The sequence below is a fragment of the Shewanella mangrovi genome (assembly GCF_000753795.1).
In the GTDB taxonomy this organism is placed as follows: domain Bacteria; phylum Pseudomonadota; class Gammaproteobacteria; order Enterobacterales; family Shewanellaceae; genus Shewanella; species Shewanella mangrovi.
Window position 1 is genome coordinate 59,075 of sequence record NZ_JPEO01000012.1, and the last position, 15,345, is coordinate 74,419.

A 15,345-nucleotide genomic window follows, 5' to 3' on the forward strand; every position below is an offset into this window, starting at 1 on the left:
TGAAATATGGCAATTAAAGTAGGCATTAACGGTTTTGGTCGTATGGGGCGCTTGGCTTTACGAGCTGCATGGGATTGGCCAGAGCTGGAGTTTGTGCAGATTAACGACCCGGCCGGTGACGGCGTAGCGCTGGCGCATCTGCTGGAATTTGATTCTGTTCATGGCCGTTGGTCACGTGACATTAGCGGCAGTGCTGATTCAATGACAATCGCAGGCCATAACATCAAGGTGACAGCCAACAAAACCATCAGTGAAACCGATTGGTCAGACTGCGATATTGTGATTGAAGCGTCTGGCAAAATGCGCCAAAAAACACTGTTGCAGCAATATCTTGCTCAAGGCGTCAAACGGGTGGTGGTAACCGCGCCAGTCAAAGAGGAAGGCGTGTTAAACGTGGTGATGGGCGTAAATCATCAGCTTTATAACCCTGCGGAACATACCATTGTTACTGCCGCTTCTTGCACCACTAACTGCTTGGCACCCGTGGTAAAAGTGATCCATGAAAACTTGGGTATTAAACATGGTTCTATGACCACCATTCATGACATCACTAACACTCAGACCATTCTCGATGCGCCGCATAAAGACCTGCGTCGCGCGCGCGCTTGTGGACAAAGTCTAATTCCGACAACGACCGGCAGCGCGACTGCGATTACCCATATCTTCCCTGAGCTTAAAGGTAAGTTGAATGGCCATGCGGTACGTGTGCCATTGGCAAATGCTTCGTTGACCGATTGTGTGTTTGAGCTAGAGCGCAATGTCACGGAAGCCGAAGTCAATGCATTGCTGCAACAGGCCGCGGAAGGTGAGTTGAAAGGGATTCTGGGTTACGAAGCGCGTCCGTTGGTCTCTGTGGATTATAAAACTGACCCACGTTCGAGCATTATCGATGCGCTGTCGACTATGGTGGTCAACGGCACTCAGCTCAAGCTCTATTGCTGGTATGACAATGAATGGGGCTACGCTAATCGTACTGCTGAGTTGGTGCGGATGGTGGCCATGATGGACAGCCATGAGGGCGGAGCTACTGCATGAGTTCACTGTCGCCAGCAGTGCGGCAATATCTGCTGATCACCGGTAACTATTGGGCCTTCACCCTGACCGATGGCGCGTTGCGGATGTTGGTGGTGCTGTATTTCAATGACTTGGGATACGGCCCACTAGCGATTGCCATGCTGTTTCTGTTTTATGAGTTCTTTGGCGTGGTCACTAACCTAATTGGTGGCTGGCTGGGCGCACGCATTGGTCTGAATCGCACCATGAATATCGGTCTTGGTATGCAAGTGGTGGCGCTTGGAATGTTGTTAGTGCCGACAGCTTGGCTGACCGTTGCCTGGGTGATGGCGGCGCAAGCATTATCTGGGATCGCCAAAGATCTCAATAAAATGAGTGCGAAGAGCGCGGTAAAAACTCTGCTGCCTAAAGCGCAAGCCGAAGGGCAATCGCAGGATAGCCTGTTGTTTCGTTATATTGCCCTACTCACTGGCTCCAAGAACGCACTTAAAGGCATCGGCTTTTTTCTCGGTGGCGCGCTGCTGACCTTGCTGGGGTTTAAAGGCGCAGTGCTGGCGATGGCACTGATGCTGGCTCTGGTGTGGTTAAGTTCAATCGTGTTGCTCAAAACTGAACTGGGTAAGGCGAAAAACAAACCTAAGTTTCGCGACATTTTCTCCAAAAGCCGCTCGGTGAATATCTTAGCCGCGGCGCGCTTATGCTTATTTGCTGCGCGTGATGTGTGGTTTGTGGTGGCTTTGCCAGTGTACTTAGCAGATCAGTTTGGCTGGGATCATTGGGCGGTTGGTGGCTTTCTTGCCAGTTGGATTATCGCCTATGGCATAGTGCAAACCATCGCGCCACAGCTTACTGGCGCTCGCAAGCAAAATGCGGCGCCGCCGGGACGTAACGCCGCGGTTGCGTGGGTGATGTTGCTCGCACTCATCCCAGCATTGATTGCGATTGGCCTGAATCTCGGCTGGCCGCCACAATTGACCTTGATTGCTGGCCTGTTGGTTTTTGGCGTGCTGTTTGCGGTCAATTCATCGCTGCACAGCTTTTTGATTGTGCATTATGCCAGCGATGACGGGGTGTCGCTCGATGTCGGTTTTTACTACATGGCCAACGCCGCGGGCAGATTACTGGGCACGGTATTCTCGGGTTGGTTGTTCCAGCAAGCGGGGCTCAATGCCTGCTTGTGGGCCAGTTCGATTTTGTTGGCACTCTCATGGCTGATTTCGTTTTGGTTGCCCGCCAATCAAGCGGTTAAGCACAGCGCCAGTTAAAATTAGTTGTAATTTGTGGCCTAAGTTCGGGCAGCCTTCGCTTTTAGCGCTTACGCTTAAACTAGCATGAGTGAACAAGGCGGAGGCGGTTATGTCGATGACGTTGCAGTTTATTGGTGCCACCGAAGAGGTGACAGGCTCCTGTCACCTGTTAACCCTTAATCAACGGCAGTTACTGCTGGACTGTGGCTTGATTCAGGGCGGGAAAACCGATGTCGCCCGTAACCGAGAGCCATTCGATTTCTCTCCCAGCGAAATATTTGCTGTGGTATTGAGCCACGCCCATATCGACCATTCCGGTCGTCTCCCCGCATTAGTGAAACAGGGCTTTGATGGTCCTATCTATACCCACAGGGCTACGGCTGAACTGTGTGAAATACTGCTGCGCGATGCCGCTATGCTACAGCAGCGTGATACCGAACGCGCCAATAAGCGCCGTGAAAAGCAAAACCAAGCACCGCTAGAACCACTGTTTACCGAAGAAGATGTCGACTCTGTGCTCAGTCACTTTGTACCGCTGGAATATGAACAATCGGTCCCTGTGATGCCGGGAGTCACTATTGTGTTACACGATGCGGGTCATATTCTCGGCTCAGCATTGGTTGAACTGTTTTTAGATGACGGTGAACTGCAGCGCAAAGTAGTCTTCAGCGGCGATCTTGGTCGCGCTGGTATGCCAATTTTGCGCGATCCTGAGTTGGTGGATGAAGCTGATTTAGTGATGATGGAAAGTACCTACGGTGAGCGTTTGCACCGCAGTTGGGAAGATACCCTTGCCGAGCTGAAAGCGATATTTGCTGAAACCATTCAGTCCAGTCGCGGCAATATTCTCATTCCGGCATTCTCCGTCGGCCGTGCTCAGGAAATTATCTATCTGTTTCATCTGTATGCCAAAGAGTGGCAACTCTCGCGTTGGACGATAGTACTCGATAGCCCGATGGCGATAGAAGCAACCCGCGTTTACGTGCACAACTACCCGCTGATGGATGATGAATTTCAACGTATGACGCAGCAGCATCCCGGCGCCCATCCTTTGTTATCGGAAGTGCGCTTTATTCGCGATACTGAGGAGTCGATGAGCCTCAATGACATCGATCACGGGCTGATCATTATTGCCGGCAGTGGCATGTGTAACGGCGGCCGTATTCGTTGTCATCTGCAGCACAATTTGGGACGCGCCAATTCCGATGTGATTATCTGTGGTTTTCAGGCGTTAGGAACGCCCGGTCGTTTGTTGGTGGATGGCGCCGAGGAACTGACAATTTCGGGGCAAAGTATTCCGGTGCGGGCGCGTATTCATACCGTTGGCGGTTTGTCGGCACATGCGGATCAGGCCGAGTTATTGCACTGGTATCGGCATTTTTCCAAAGCGCCGCCCCTCATTCTGGTGCACGGCGAACCAAAGGCTCAGCAAGTGCTGTTAGAAAAAATAGCCGAGCAGTCACCCGATACCCATGCTGTGATTGCGCAGCGCGGTGACATCTTAGACTTACAGGCGTTGCCAGAACTTGTGTGGTTGCCTGCAGCAACTGCGGTGGAATAGTCTGCTTGCGCGGTATTGTGACTTGGATTATGGCGCCGAATTTGGCAAAATATTGCACAGTTCCTGTACTGCTCTTGTTCGCGAATCCCTTCCCCTCAACCAGTACCGATGTTGTATCTCGGAGTCTTCTCTTGTCCACTAATAATGCCCGTTCCGGGCTGTTGTTTATTGCGGCCGCCGTTATCTTTTGGGGCATTATGCCGGTAGCATTGAAGCTAACCGTTGGCTTTGTCGATGCGGTTAACCTGACCTGGTTCCGTTTTGGTGCCGCTGGGTTAATGCTGGTGGTCTTTCAAGCCTTGGCGGGCGGTCTCGCATCATTCAAACAAGTGACGTTAAAGCAGTGGGGTTGGCTGGCGCTGGCTGGGATTATGCTGTTAGCCAACTATTTGAGCTTTATGTTGGCACTGAAATATCTGGCGCCGGGTACGGCACAACTCAACTTTCAAACCTCGGGTGTTTTTTTAGCTATCGGCGGTTTTCTGGTATTTGGTGAGCGCTTAAGCCGCTTTCAAATTAGCTGTTTTATGGCGTTAGCCGTCGGCATGCTGATGTTTTTCAATCCTTATTTACGTTTCGATGGCGCGGCAGATGGTGGAGACGTACTGCTCGGCGTATTACTGATCCAGCTGTCAGTGCTTTGTTGGTGTGTGAGTGTGTTATTGCAACGTCAGTTGGCAGGCGTGTTATCACCCACCAATATTCTGTTGGTGATCTATGTGTTGGGCGCCATTGTGCTTTTGCCAAGCTGCGATTTTACTGTGTGGCAACCGCTTGATAGCGAAGCGTGGACCATTGTGATCGCCAGTGCCATTGCGACTTTGCTGGCTTATGCGTGTTTTGCCCAAGGGATGAAGTCACTGCCCGCTGGGCAGGTGGGCGCTATGTTGGCGTTGACACCGATTATCAGCTTTATCAGCACAGATATACTGGTTTATGCCGGCTGGTGGCGTGATATTTTGCATGTCGACGCGCTTAATTGGCTGTCGAAATTAGGGATTGGGGTGATTGTGCTGGCCGTCATGAGTGTGCAACTAAAACCTAAGACTCGCCAAAGAATGAAGAAAACTGTGGGTTAATCTGCAGTTTTCGCAGAAATTAACCGGAGTAATTCACAATAACATAGCTCGTTACCAAAGTTAGCTTGGTTTATCCACACCAAGCTATTCCCAATTGTTAACCATTCGTTGTACTCTGGCAGCTCACCATATAACCGCCCCCTTTGGTTGTATGTCTGTCATAACTATAAAAAACAATAACGAGGTTGGAATGGAAGCAATTGTTGCTCTGGTTAACCAGGTGAATGGTTTAGTATGGGGCGTGCCCATGTTAGTCATGATCCTTGGTGTTGGGCTATTTTTATCCATCGGTCTGAAACTGATGCCAATTGTCAAACTTGGCACTGGCTTCAAATTACTTTGGTCGGGACGTAGTCCTGAACAATCCGAAGACGTGCAAGGGCAGATCAGCCCGTTCAATGCACTGATGACATCTCTCTCTGCCACTATTGGTACCGGTAACATTGCTGGGGTTGCGACCGCAATCGCAGTAGGCGGCCCTGGTGCATTGTTTTGGATGTGGTGTACTGCGCTGGTGGGCATGGGCACTAAATATTCTGAAGCAGTATTGGCAGTAAAATTCCGCGAAGAAGATGAAAAGGGACACCATGTGGGTGGCCCCATGTACTACATCAAAAATGGTTTAGGGAAAAAGTGGACTTGGCTTGGTTTCCTGTTCGCCTTTTTTGGTGCCTTCGCTGGATTTGGTATCGGTAACACAGTGCAAGCAAACTCAGTCGCTGATGCACTGAATGCCAACTTTGGTGTGCCTGCTTGGATCACCGGTGTGGTGATGATGATTCTGGTTGGTGCAGTATTGATGGGCGGCATCAAGCGTATTGCGGATGTGGCGGGCAAACTTGTACCGCTCATGACCGTGTTTTATATCATCTGTGGTTTAGCGGTACTGGCGGTCAATATCTCAGAAATTCCAGCGGCGATATCGCTAATTGTTGAAAGTGCGTTTTCACCTGTGGCGGCACAAGGTGGCTTTGCGGGTGCTGCGGTGTGGGCAGCAATTCGCTACGGTGTAGCCCGTGGTGTGTTCTCAAACGAAGCGGGTTTAGGGAGTGCGCCAATTGCACACGCGGCGGCACAAACCAATAATCCTGTAACGCAGGGCTTGGTTGCGATGCTCGGTACCTTTATTGACACTATCTTGGTGTGTTCAATTACCGGTCTGGCGATTATTGTCTCGGGCGCTTGGAGTTCTGGTGAGAATGGTGCGGCGCTGACCTCAATGGCGTTTGGCCATGCATTGCCGATTGGTAATTACGTGGTAGCAATTGCGTTGGCGATCTTTGCTTTTACCACCATTTTGGGCTGGAGTTTTTACAGCGAAAAATGTGTGCAGTTCCTGTTTGGCGTGAAGGCGATTATGCCGTTCCGTTTAATCTTCACCATCATAGTACCGATTGGTGCGGTGGCGAAGTTAGAGTTCATTTGGCTGCTGGCGGATACGCTTAATGCGATGATGGCCTTGCCTAACTTGGTTGCCTTATTACTCTTGAGTCCGATCGTATTTAAGCTGACTAAAGAGTATTTTGCGCGGCAAAAGGCGTTGAAAGCACAAGAAGTGGAAGCGGAATAACATCCGCTTGGCACAAAAGAAAAGGCAGCCGAGGCTGCCTTTTTTATCGCACACAGTGCATTAGTAGGAACCGCTTAACGAGACCCCGGCAAAGCTACTGTAGCCTTTCAACATTATGTAGTAAGTACCGCTGGCTGGACGTCTAAAGCTGCAGCTTTCATTGTTACCGCTGCGGTATGGACGACAGTCATAGCTGGTAGTTGACGGCTCACTGCCAAACTTCACATACAGGTCAGCATCTCCGCTGCCGCCGCTGGTGGCAATGGTCAGTCTGCTGACACCCGCTGGTACATCAAAGCTCCAGAACTGTTCAGACCCTGTCGCGCCACTGATATTGGTTACCGGCGTACCGTTAACCAGTACATCGGTTGTTGGCGGAGTTTCAGGTTCTGTCGGGCTACACGTGGCGTCGACATCGACTAAGGCAAATGCGCTTTCGACGTCACTCACGCTGTAGTTAAGATCGCCAGCTGCTTGTGCAGCGCCACAGGCAGCATCATCAAACCCCGAATCTGCATTCCAGTACAATTGATTGGCTTTCACAAATACTTCAAAGGCTTTGCGAGTGTCCCAGCCGTTGGTGGTGGCCAACAGATAGAAGGCGCGGTTAAACACCCCAGAGCTATAGTGCACATCGAGTCCGGCATAGTAATCATTGGCACTGTCGATGGAAGTGCCATCTAAGCTTGGCTGATCCATATAACGCAGTGCGCCGCTGCCTTTAAAGATCTCGGCACCCACCATCCAGTCATTGCTGCCTTTCATATAGAATTCAGCCGCTTCGCCTGCCATGTCGGAGAAGGCTTCGTTAATACCGCCGCTTTGACCATCATAGGTTAGTGCCGAGTTTTGCTCAGTAAAGCCGTGGGACACTTCGTGTGAAGAGACATCGAGGCTTACCAAAGGATAGAAGGTGGAGGCGCCATCACCAAAGGTCATGCCGGTGCCATCCCAGAAGGCATTTTCATAGTTTCTGCCGTAGTGCACGCGCATCTGCAGTTTAAAGGTCAGTGGCGAGGTGTTGAACCAGTCAGAATACATGTCGAAGATAACCCCACCGAAGTAGTGTGCATCGTTCTCGGCTGAGTAAGCGCCATTGACATAGTTTTCCGGGCTGTTTGGACAACTAAATTGCACCACAGAACCACTACCGTTGGTACGGTTGTTCATGTCCAGCGTAGTGACGTTGTCGTTATCCATTTGGCAACTGTCACTGACGATGAGATCGCCATAATCAGTACCATAGAAATATTCGCCGGTTTTTAGGTTGCCGCCGGGGCCAGTTGCCAACTGACTATAGGTTAACTGCTCCCAACTTTTGAGCACGGCCCCCGTATTAGCATCGATCACTACAAATGGGCGGCTCACTTTGGGCGCTGAAACGAACATATCCACCAAATAGGCTAAATGTGCCTGACCTGTTTCTTTGTCCTGCCAGATATAAAGCTTGGCGCTACTGCGTTCGGTGGCGGTAAGCTGCTGCGACTTCATGGCATTTTTGATCGCTGACGCTTTGTCTAGCTGTGGAGTGACGGATGGCAGATCACTTTCCAATCCTTGCAGATAAGTGCCCGACATCTTGCTGTAAACACCCATAGCACTCACGTCAGCGGCAACGGATACACCATAAACCTGCACGCCTTGATAGTACTGATGCAATCGCGCTTTCAGCTTTTTACCGACTTTGACTTGTTTGCCTTTAAAGCTGTGTGCTTTACCAACGCCTAGCATTGCCGCGGGACTTACTGCGGGTACTAAACTTTTGGCTTTGGCACTGCCTGGTGTGAGATGAACCATGCTGGCTGCATGGGTTACTGGGGTGTAAATAGTGGCAGCTAGGATCGCTGCTGATATTGCTTTTATTTTCATTGTGTAGATTTCCTATCTCTTGTTTTTTGTACTGTTACGTCATGTAACAGTTGTTTACAAATAGTTAATATTGAACAAATAATCAACATTAAAATTAACTTAACTCAAAAAAATTTAGTAATAGCTAATGTAAGACGTATGACGTCAGGCAGATGCCAAGCCTCGCCGAATTGGGTGCTCTGCTTGTCGGTTGGCGAGCCAATAATGGCTGCGTTTTCGGTGGTCGAAAGATATCTATCAAGCTGATCTTGGTGCTTTTTTTTGGTGCAAATGCCTTGTTATAACGCAGCTAAAACTTGCGCGCATTTTTTAATCGATTGTTATTTGTATGATTTTTTGTTTGGCATTAAAGCTGCTTGAATTTAACTAATTTAGTTTTGCGGAATTCAGGGAGAAGAATATGGCCAGCATGAGTTATCTCAGTGTGATTGAGCGATATCATGAATATGAAGCGCTGGTACACGAACTTTTGGAATCGATTCTGACTGGAATGGCAGGCGTGGAACTGTTTGTTGATACCGGTAAGGCAATCAAAATCTTTAGTGATGTGGCGGCACGTTATCCATTTGTGGAGCTGATGTACCTGCTCGACAGCAATGGTCGGCAAATCAGCCCAAATTTGGCGTTGATCAATCAGCAGGTAAAACTGCTGAGCGTGGGTGAAAGTCCTGATCGTAGTCAGCGGCCTTACTATCTTAATGTACGAGATAAGACCGGCGTACAAATTACCCGCCCTTATCTGTCCAATGCTTCTGGGCACTTATGTTTGTCAGCATCAATTGCGCAGACCCTGGCGGATAACAAAAAGGGGTTTGTGGTGGTGGATATTAATCTTACCTGTTTGATTGAATATATGATGGGCGATCGCGCGCGGCGGCGGGTGACGCCAATATTTAAAGCGGTGTACGCCACCTTGGTGACTGGACTGTTCATCATTGTAGGCGTGTTAATTTGTATTTCGGCCCGTGATATCTGGCAGCTATTAATTGCTGATTACCAGATGGAGCATGACTCATTACGGCCGTTTGGTACGATTATCTTTATCACCTTAGCTTTGGCGATCTTTGATCTCGGTAAGACGATTCTTGAAGAAGAAGTGTTGATGCATAAGGATATTTTCCGTCATAGTTCGACGCGACGTACCATTACGCGCTTTGTATCGACGATTTTGATCGCGATTTCCATTGAGGCGCTGCTGACCATGTTTAAGGCCTCGCTCGGCAAATTTGAATATATTCAAGGTGCCATCTTTATGATGTTGGCGGTGGTCGGCTTGTTGGTTGGGCTCGGGCTATACGTGTATCTGGGGGCCAAAGCAGAAGCCTTGCTGACGCAGCAACAGGGGAATAAACAAAAACAGGGCTGATGCCCTGTTTTAATCTTAAAAGCTCTCGTCTTCGTCTAAATCCAGAGCTCGTCTCAGTTGGAGCCGTTCTAAGCAATCGTCGAGACGGCGGCGTACATCGCGGCGATGTTGTAATGCCTTGGCGGCCTGACGATTTTTTGGGGTGGTCAAGGCTTCGATTTCGGCATCGTTGGGCAAAACTTCAAATATTTGAGCCATAGCTACTCCTGATCGATGTGTTTGTTACAACGTTCAAGCCAACACAAGGCTGTTTCTTAGCAACAATCAGTGTTGCTCAAAGAAGCTGCTCTCCGGCATTTATGTCATCCCTTGATTGCTAATTTAGTGATTGCTTTGACAAAAGAATGCGATCCTACACGCAATTTTTTACGAAAATTTCCGCCACCGGTAGCAAAGCGTAAAAATGCGATAACTTGCAAATTTTCAGCGACCTACCACACTTACCCATACTTCAAATACATCTAATTGGAACTGGTACATGGTAAGGGAGTTGCCCAATGAAGCCCCTGCAACGGGCGTTGCTACGCCTGAATTCAAACTGCCTTCCTCAGTATGGCTGATTATGGTATTTGCCTTAATCTTCACCACACTCGGCGCATATTTAGCAAATCACTATATAAATGAACGTGGTAAAGAGCGGTTTCAGTTTCAAAGTTTGCAATTGAGGGACGCAATACTCGAACGTATGCGCACCTATGAGTTGCTATTGCGTGGTGGTATTGGCCTGTTTATGTCGTCAGATGACGTCTCGCGCAAGGAGTGGCATGACTATGTGGCTAACTCCCATCTTGAAGAGTTCTACCCTGGGATTCAGGCGTTTGGTTACAGCATCATTTTAAAAGCGAATCAAATCGCCGCCCATGAGGCAAAAGTGCAAGCCGAAGGCTTTATTGACTACCATGTGCATCCGCTCGACCCCGTTCGCGAAACCTACCAATCCATACTCTATCTAGAGCCGTTTGACTGGCGTAATCAGCGTGCATTTGGCTATGACATGTACTCTGAGCCTGTGCGGCGGCTGGCAATTGATCGTGCCATTGCCACTCGGCAAGTCTCTATCTCCGGCAAGATTACTTTGGTGCAGGAAACTGCACGAGATGTGCAAGCTGGCTTCTTAATGTATCTGCCGCTGTTTAAAGACGATGACAGTGGCCAAGCTTCCGATGAAGCTCGTGGCGTGGTGTACGCCGCCTTTCGAGTGAATAACTTGATTGAGAATATTCTGGGCGACAAGTTTCCTAAAATTACCTTGTCCATCTTTGATGGTGATGGCATCAGCCCGCCGCAACTGATGTTTAGCAATAATAATGCGGTCGCTAATAGCCGCTACACCACTGTCATTCCGGTCAATATTGGCGGTCATATTTGGTCAATGGCGATGTCGTCAGATGCCAATTTTGTCAGTGACGCTGAGTCGCTGCAGCGTATCCTGGTGCCGGTGTTCGGGGTGATGTTTCTGCTGATCCTCTATTACTTTTTGCATCACGGCGCACTAGGACGTCATAAAGAGCAGTTGTTTTCCCAACGCATGTTGGCCAATGAAGAGCGGTTTCGGCTCGTAATTGAGGCATCGCCATCGGCATTGGTGATGATCAACGCCCAAGGGGTGATGACTTTAGTGAATGCGCACGCCGAACAGTTATTTAAGTATTCGCGTGATGAAATGTTAGGTAAGAGCGTATCGATGTTATTGCCCAGCGGTCTGCGAGAGCAGCATGGCCAACATATCGCGCAATATCTGAGGCGACCGGATGCCAAAGCGATGTCGCAACGTACTGATCTCAAGGGCATGTGTAGTGATGGTAGTTTCGTCGAGATTGAAGTCGGCTTGACGCCAATAATGTTCAGTGACGGCCAAGCGGTGTTAGCGACCATTAATGATGTCTCTGAGCGCAAACAAGCAGAGCGAGAGCGAGAGCGTTATACCAGCGAGTTAGAACGTATTAACGGCGAGTTGGATAGCTTTGCCTATATTGCATCGCACGATTTGAAGTCACCACTTAGAGGCATTGAGCAACTCTCTGACTGGCTAACGGAGGATTTAGCCGACCACGGCAGTGAAACTGTGCATAAGTATCTGGGGCTAATCCGTAATCGGGTACAGCGTATGGTCAACCTTCTTGATGGGTTGCTCGCTTTTTCTAGGGTAGGGCGAATTGACGCCGAACTCGTGGAAACCGACACGGCGCAGCTAGTGAAAGATGTTTTTGCCTTGGTGAATACCAAACCAGCATTTGAACTGTACATTGAGACGGATATGCCGTTGCTCGTGACCGCTAAGGTGCCGTTAGAGTTGGTGTTTCGCAATCTGATTAACAATGCCATCAAACACCATGATCAGTCGTTAGGGGTTATTAGAGTTGGCAGTGAACTGCAAGGTACGCAGTGGCTGTTCTACGTCGCCGATGATGGTCCGGGGATCCCTGAGCGATTCCAGCAAAAAGTGTTTGATATCTTTCAAACCCTGAGGCCCAGAGATGAAGTCGAAGGCAGTGGCATGGGCCTGAGTCTAGTCCGTAAAAGTGTGGAGAGTTTGGGCGGCAAGATTTGGATTGAGTCAGAAGGACGTGGTTGCTGTTTCAAATTTACCTGGCCGGAAAAAATAGGAAGAGATGCAGATGGATGAGCAAGGCTATAAGCAAGTGACGATTTTCATTATTGATGATGACGACGTCGATTTCATGGCGGTACAGCGTTGTGTACAGCAACTGCGCCTGCTAAACCCTATTATACGCGCACGTGATGGTGTTGAGGCGTTACAGATGCTGCAACAGCAGCAGGTGACAGCGCCATATTTGATTTTGCTGGATTTAAATATGCCTCGCATGAATGGGTTGGAGTTTTTGGAGCAGATCCGTCATGACCCAGTGCTGTCGACGGCGGTGGTGTTTGTATTAACCACGTCCAGTGCCGATGAAGACAAAGTCGCAGCCTATCGCCATCATGTTGCTGGTTATATTGTGAAACATAGTCCGCAAAATGGTTTCTTAAACCTGTTCGATATGCTCGAACACTATTGGCGCATTGTGGAACTACCAAGTCAGTAGAGGAAGTGTAGATGGATCTATTACTGATAGACGATGACGAAATTGATAGAACCGCCATTCTCCGGGCATTAGCCAGTTCTTCGTTAGCGGTTAATATTTTTGAAGCGAATAGTGCCAAAGGTGGCTTGGAGCTCGTTGCTGGGCAATCGTTTGATGGCATTTTGTTGGATTATCGTCTCCCGGATGCAGATGGACTGGAGATGTTGGCGCAACTGCATCAAACGGTTGGCGCCAATACGGCGGTGGTGATGATTTCACGCTATGAAGATGAGAGCGTCGCGGAACGTTGTATTGAACTTGGCGCCCAGGATTTCTTACTTAAAGATGAAGTGAATCCGCGTCGTTTGACGCGGGCGATTCGTCAGGCGCAACAACGCGCGGCGATGGCGCAGGAGCTAAAGCATAGCCATGAGCAGCTAAAACAGTTGGCGGAGCTTGATTCACTTACGCAGTTGGCTAACCGCTATGGCTTCGAGACTTTTTTGCATCGTGAATTGGCTAAGGCGCGCTGCCAACAAAGCCAGTTGGCGATAATTTTGTTGGATCTGGATGACTTTAAGCAGGTCAACGATATTCTGGGACATCAGGCGGGCGATCATCTGCTGGAGCAGGTCGCAGCGCGGTTGCTAAAACTTATTCCCCCAAAAGGCATGATTGCCCGTATTGGCGGTGATGAATTTGTCGCTGTGCTTTCAGGCGATACACTGGTCGCCGAGGCCGAGCAATGGGCACAGCGATTACTCAAAGCATTACAGCCGAGCTATCTGGTACAAAACCAAGCGCTGCAAATCAGTGCCAGTGCCGGGATAGCCTACTATGGTGCGTTGGCAAAAACGGGATCAGAGCTGCTTCGCTGTGCTGATATCGCCATGTATAAGGCCAAGCGAGATGGGCGTAATCGTTATCAAGTGTATTCCAATGTGCTCAATGATGTGATGAATAAACGCCATCGCATTGCACAAGGGCTCAAATACGCCATTACTGATCAGCAGTTGCGACTTTTTTATCAAGGTAAGTTCGCTGCGAATAGCGGCAAATTAGTGGGATGTGAGGCGTTATTGCGTTGGCAGCATCCCGAAGACGGTATGATGCCGCCCGATGCATTTTTACCGATTGCTGAAGAACTTGGCATGATGGATGAATTAGCCGCATGGGTGTTAAATCAGGCGTGTTTGCAAAATCAGCGCTGGTTAACAATGCTACCCGCAACCCAGACACCGATATCGGTGGCGGTGAATCTCTCACCCTCACAAAATTTAAAGCAATTGCTGCTCAAACAAGTCACCGATGCGTTGCAGTTATCCTCAATGCCCGCCAAATATCTAGAGCTAGAGCTGACCGAAAACGCCTTGATTGAAGATTCTGAGTCACTTGCCAGCACCTTATGTGAAGTGCAGCAACTGGGCGTGAGTTTGGCGTTAGATGACTTTGGCACTGGCTTTTCATCGCTGGAACATATCAAAGACTTTCCTATTCAGGTATTGAAGCTGGATAAGAGCTTTGTGCTAGCAGTGGATCATGATGAACGTAGTCGGCGCTTGCTTAGAGCACTACTGAATTTTGCTAAAGGTTTAGATGTGATTGCTGTGGCCGAAGGGGTGGAAACTGCATGTCATGCTGAATTTTGTCGCACCATTGGTTGCGATATATTGCAAGGCTATCACTACTGTAAGCCCTTACCTGCGGACGAATTTGAACAGCGCTTTATCGTCAGTACGTCCACATAACAAAGCCCGTTACCACGAGGGTAACGGGCTAATTATGCGCACATTGATTGAGCGATAATGGGAGTGGAAGTGAGCTATCCGTGCTGAAGTCAGCTCCCAATTTTATTGTTATTATTTATATAGTTATTGTTTTAAAGGGTACAACTTATTAGAAATCGAAGCTGTAGCTATAACCCAGCACAAATTTCATGTCATCGCCTGGCAGGTCGGTATCAGCCAATTTGAATGATACGTCACCGATAGCGGTAGTTTTGGTTACTGATACGTTGTATTCAGAGTAGTTGTCTTCATCGAACCAGCTCTTAATTACGTCACCAGTTGAGTAACCGTAGAACAGACCAACGCTGATGGTATCCGTCACAGGGAAGGTCGCAGCAGCATGGTAGTAAGTGTAATCTTTGTCATCTAAACCGTCGGCAGCAACGTCGTCACCAGCGTTGACGAATTTTGCTACACCCACTTCAAGCCACTCGTAGCTCAGTGTCAGGTACAGTTCGCCGAAATCGATGTCACCTTCAGCATCTGGGTAACCGTAGTACAAGTAACCAACGTCATAGCCCACATCACCGATAGAGTTTGCGTAACCACCGTACAGGTCCATTTCGTAGCTGGTGTCATCACCAAAATCTACGGTTGAACCCCAAGTGCCAACATAAAATCCTGATTCGTGGCTGTAGTCGATACCGCCTTGAACGGCAGCTGCATCACCTGTTTGAGTAACACCACGCCACAAATAGTTAGAAGTAGCGCCAATATTGCCAGTGACTTCAGCTTGGCTCATTGGTGCAACTAACATCAAACCTGCGAGCACTCCCAATGACAGCAGTTTTTGTTTCATACTTATCCCCCTAAATTCCCTATGTTT

At 49.0% G+C, this 15,345-nt stretch carries 12 protein-coding genes; 9 read left to right on the forward strand and 3 right to left on the reverse strand.

Annotated features, from left to right (window positions below):
- Window positions 1–6 precede the first annotated feature (6 nt).
- The 5 genes from HR45_RS14050 (at window position 7) to HR45_RS14070 (ending at window position 6,471) form a co-directional block, all read left to right on the forward strand.
- The gene (locus HR45_RS14050; protein ID WP_037444088.1) at window positions 7–1,035 is read left to right on the forward strand and encodes an ArsJ-associated glyceraldehyde-3-phosphate dehydrogenase; all 1,029 of its coding nucleotides are present in this window, start codon (window positions 7–9) and stop codon (window positions 1,033–1,035) included.
- Window positions 1,032–2,279 (forward strand): organoarsenical effux MFS transporter ArsJ, encoded by a 1,248-nt coding sequence (arsJ, locus tag HR45_RS14055; RefSeq protein ID WP_037444091.1) that lies wholly within the window; start codon window positions 1,032–1,034, stop codon window positions 2,277–2,279. Before HR45_RS14050 ends, arsJ begins: the two co-directional genes overlap by 4 nt.
- A 91-nt stretch (window positions 2,280–2,370) precedes the next feature.
- The gene (locus HR45_RS14060; RefSeq protein WP_037444093.1) at window positions 2,371–3,822 is read left to right on the forward strand and encodes an MBL fold metallo-hydrolase RNA specificity domain-containing protein; all 1,452 of its coding nucleotides are present in this window, start codon (window positions 2,371–2,373) and stop codon (window positions 3,820–3,822) included.
- 131 nt (window positions 3,823–3,953) lie between these two features.
- Complete coding sequence (locus HR45_RS14065; RefSeq protein WP_037444095.1) at window positions 3,954–4,901, forward strand: DMT family transporter; 948 nt, start codon at window positions 3,954–3,956, stop codon at window positions 4,899–4,901.
- A 190-nt stretch (window positions 4,902–5,091) separates the two neighbouring features.
- Entirely contained in the window at window positions 5,092–6,471 is a 1,380-nt protein-coding gene (locus tag HR45_RS14070) for an alanine/glycine:cation symporter family protein (protein WP_037444097.1), read from the forward strand.
- A gap of 60 nt (window positions 6,472–6,531) precedes the next feature.
- Here the strand turns inward: HR45_RS14070 and HR45_RS14075 are convergent, their stop codons facing one another.
- Window positions 6,532–8,340 carry a M4 family metallopeptidase gene (locus tag HR45_RS14075; protein WP_037444099.1) on the reverse strand — a complete coding sequence of 603 codons (1,809 nt, stop codon included), beginning with the start codon at window positions 8,338–8,340 and terminating at the stop codon, window positions 6,532–6,534.
- A 400-nt stretch (window positions 8,341–8,740) separates the two neighbouring features.
- On the opposite strand from HR45_RS14075, the gene HR45_RS14080 reads away from it, so the two are divergent.
- Entirely contained in the window at window positions 8,741–9,706 is a 966-nt protein-coding gene (locus HR45_RS14080; RefSeq protein WP_037444101.1) for a PDC sensor domain-containing protein, read from the forward strand.
- A gap of 15 nt (window positions 9,707–9,721) precedes the next feature.
- Here the strand turns inward: HR45_RS14080 and HR45_RS14085 are convergent, their stop codons facing one another.
- On the reverse strand, window positions 9,722–9,904 hold the full coding sequence (locus tag HR45_RS14085; RefSeq protein ID WP_037444102.1) for a hypothetical protein: 183 nt from the start codon (window positions 9,902–9,904) through the stop codon (window positions 9,722–9,724).
- Between the two features lie 280 nt (window positions 9,905–10,184).
- On the opposite strand from HR45_RS14085, the gene HR45_RS14090 reads away from it, so the two are divergent.
- From HR45_RS14090 to HR45_RS14100, 3 genes are read left to right on the forward strand one after another with little or no spacing between them, the layout of a single operon-like run.
- Entirely contained in the window at window positions 10,185–12,332 is a 2,148-nt protein-coding gene (locus HR45_RS14090; RefSeq protein ID WP_037444103.1) for a CHASE domain-containing sensor histidine kinase, read from the forward strand.
- The gene (locus HR45_RS14095) at window positions 12,325–12,753 is read left to right on the forward strand and encodes a response regulator (RefSeq protein ID WP_430742026.1); all 429 of its coding nucleotides are present in this window, start codon (window positions 12,325–12,327) and stop codon (window positions 12,751–12,753) included. The genes HR45_RS14090 and HR45_RS14095 overlap by 8 nt, the downstream gene beginning before the upstream one ends.
- Before the next feature lie 11 nt (window positions 12,754–12,764).
- Window positions 12,765–14,480: a putative bifunctional diguanylate cyclase/phosphodiesterase gene (locus HR45_RS14100; protein WP_037444106.1), complete on the forward strand. Its 1,716-nt coding sequence runs from the start codon at window positions 12,765–12,767 to the stop codon at window positions 14,478–14,480.
- 148 nt (window positions 14,481–14,628) lie between these two features.
- Here HR45_RS14100 and HR45_RS14105 read toward each other — a convergent pair whose 3' ends face one another.
- Window positions 14,629–15,318, reverse strand: a complete 690-nt coding sequence (locus HR45_RS14105) for a TorF family putative porin (protein ID WP_037444109.1) — start codon at window positions 15,316–15,318, stop codon at window positions 14,629–14,631.
- Window positions 15,319–15,345 lie beyond the last annotated feature (27 nt).

Bases quoted from the DNA above. Each gene is read 5' to 3' on its own strand.
- HR45_RS14050 (WP_037444088.1), top strand. From the start codon at position 7: ATGGCAATTAAAGTAGGCATTAACGGTTTTGGTCGTATGGGGCGCTTG.
- arsJ (WP_037444091.1), top strand. From the start codon at position 1,032: ATGAGTTCACTGTCGCCAGCAGTGCGGCAATATCTGCTGATCACCGGT.
- HR45_RS14060 (WP_037444093.1), top strand. From the start codon at position 2,371: ATGTCGATGACGTTGCAGTTTATTGGTGCCACCGAAGAGGTGACAGGC.
- HR45_RS14070 (WP_037444097.1), top strand. From the start codon at position 5,092: ATGGAAGCAATTGTTGCTCTGGTTAACCAGGTGAATGGTTTAGTATGG.
- HR45_RS14075 (WP_037444099.1), bottom strand. From the start codon at position 8,340: ATGAAAATAAAAGCAATATCAGCAGCGATCCTAGCTGCCACTATTTAC.
- HR45_RS14080 (WP_037444101.1), top strand. From the start codon at position 8,741: ATGGCCAGCATGAGTTATCTCAGTGTGATTGAGCGATATCATGAATAT.
- HR45_RS14085 (WP_037444102.1), bottom strand. From the start codon at position 9,904: ATGGCTCAAATATTTGAAGTTTTGCCCAACGATGCCGAAATCGAAGCC.
- HR45_RS14090 (WP_037444103.1), top strand. From the start codon at position 10,185: ATGGTAAGGGAGTTGCCCAATGAAGCCCCTGCAACGGGCGTTGCTACG.
- HR45_RS14095 (WP_430742026.1), top strand. From the start codon at position 12,325: ATGGATGAGCAAGGCTATAAGCAAGTGACGATTTTCATTATTGATGAT.
- HR45_RS14100 (WP_037444106.1), top strand. From the start codon at position 12,765: ATGGATCTATTACTGATAGACGATGACGAAATTGATAGAACCGCCATT.
- HR45_RS14105 (WP_037444109.1), bottom strand. From the start codon at position 15,318: ATGAAACAAAAACTGCTGTCATTGGGAGTGCTCGCAGGTTTGATGTTA.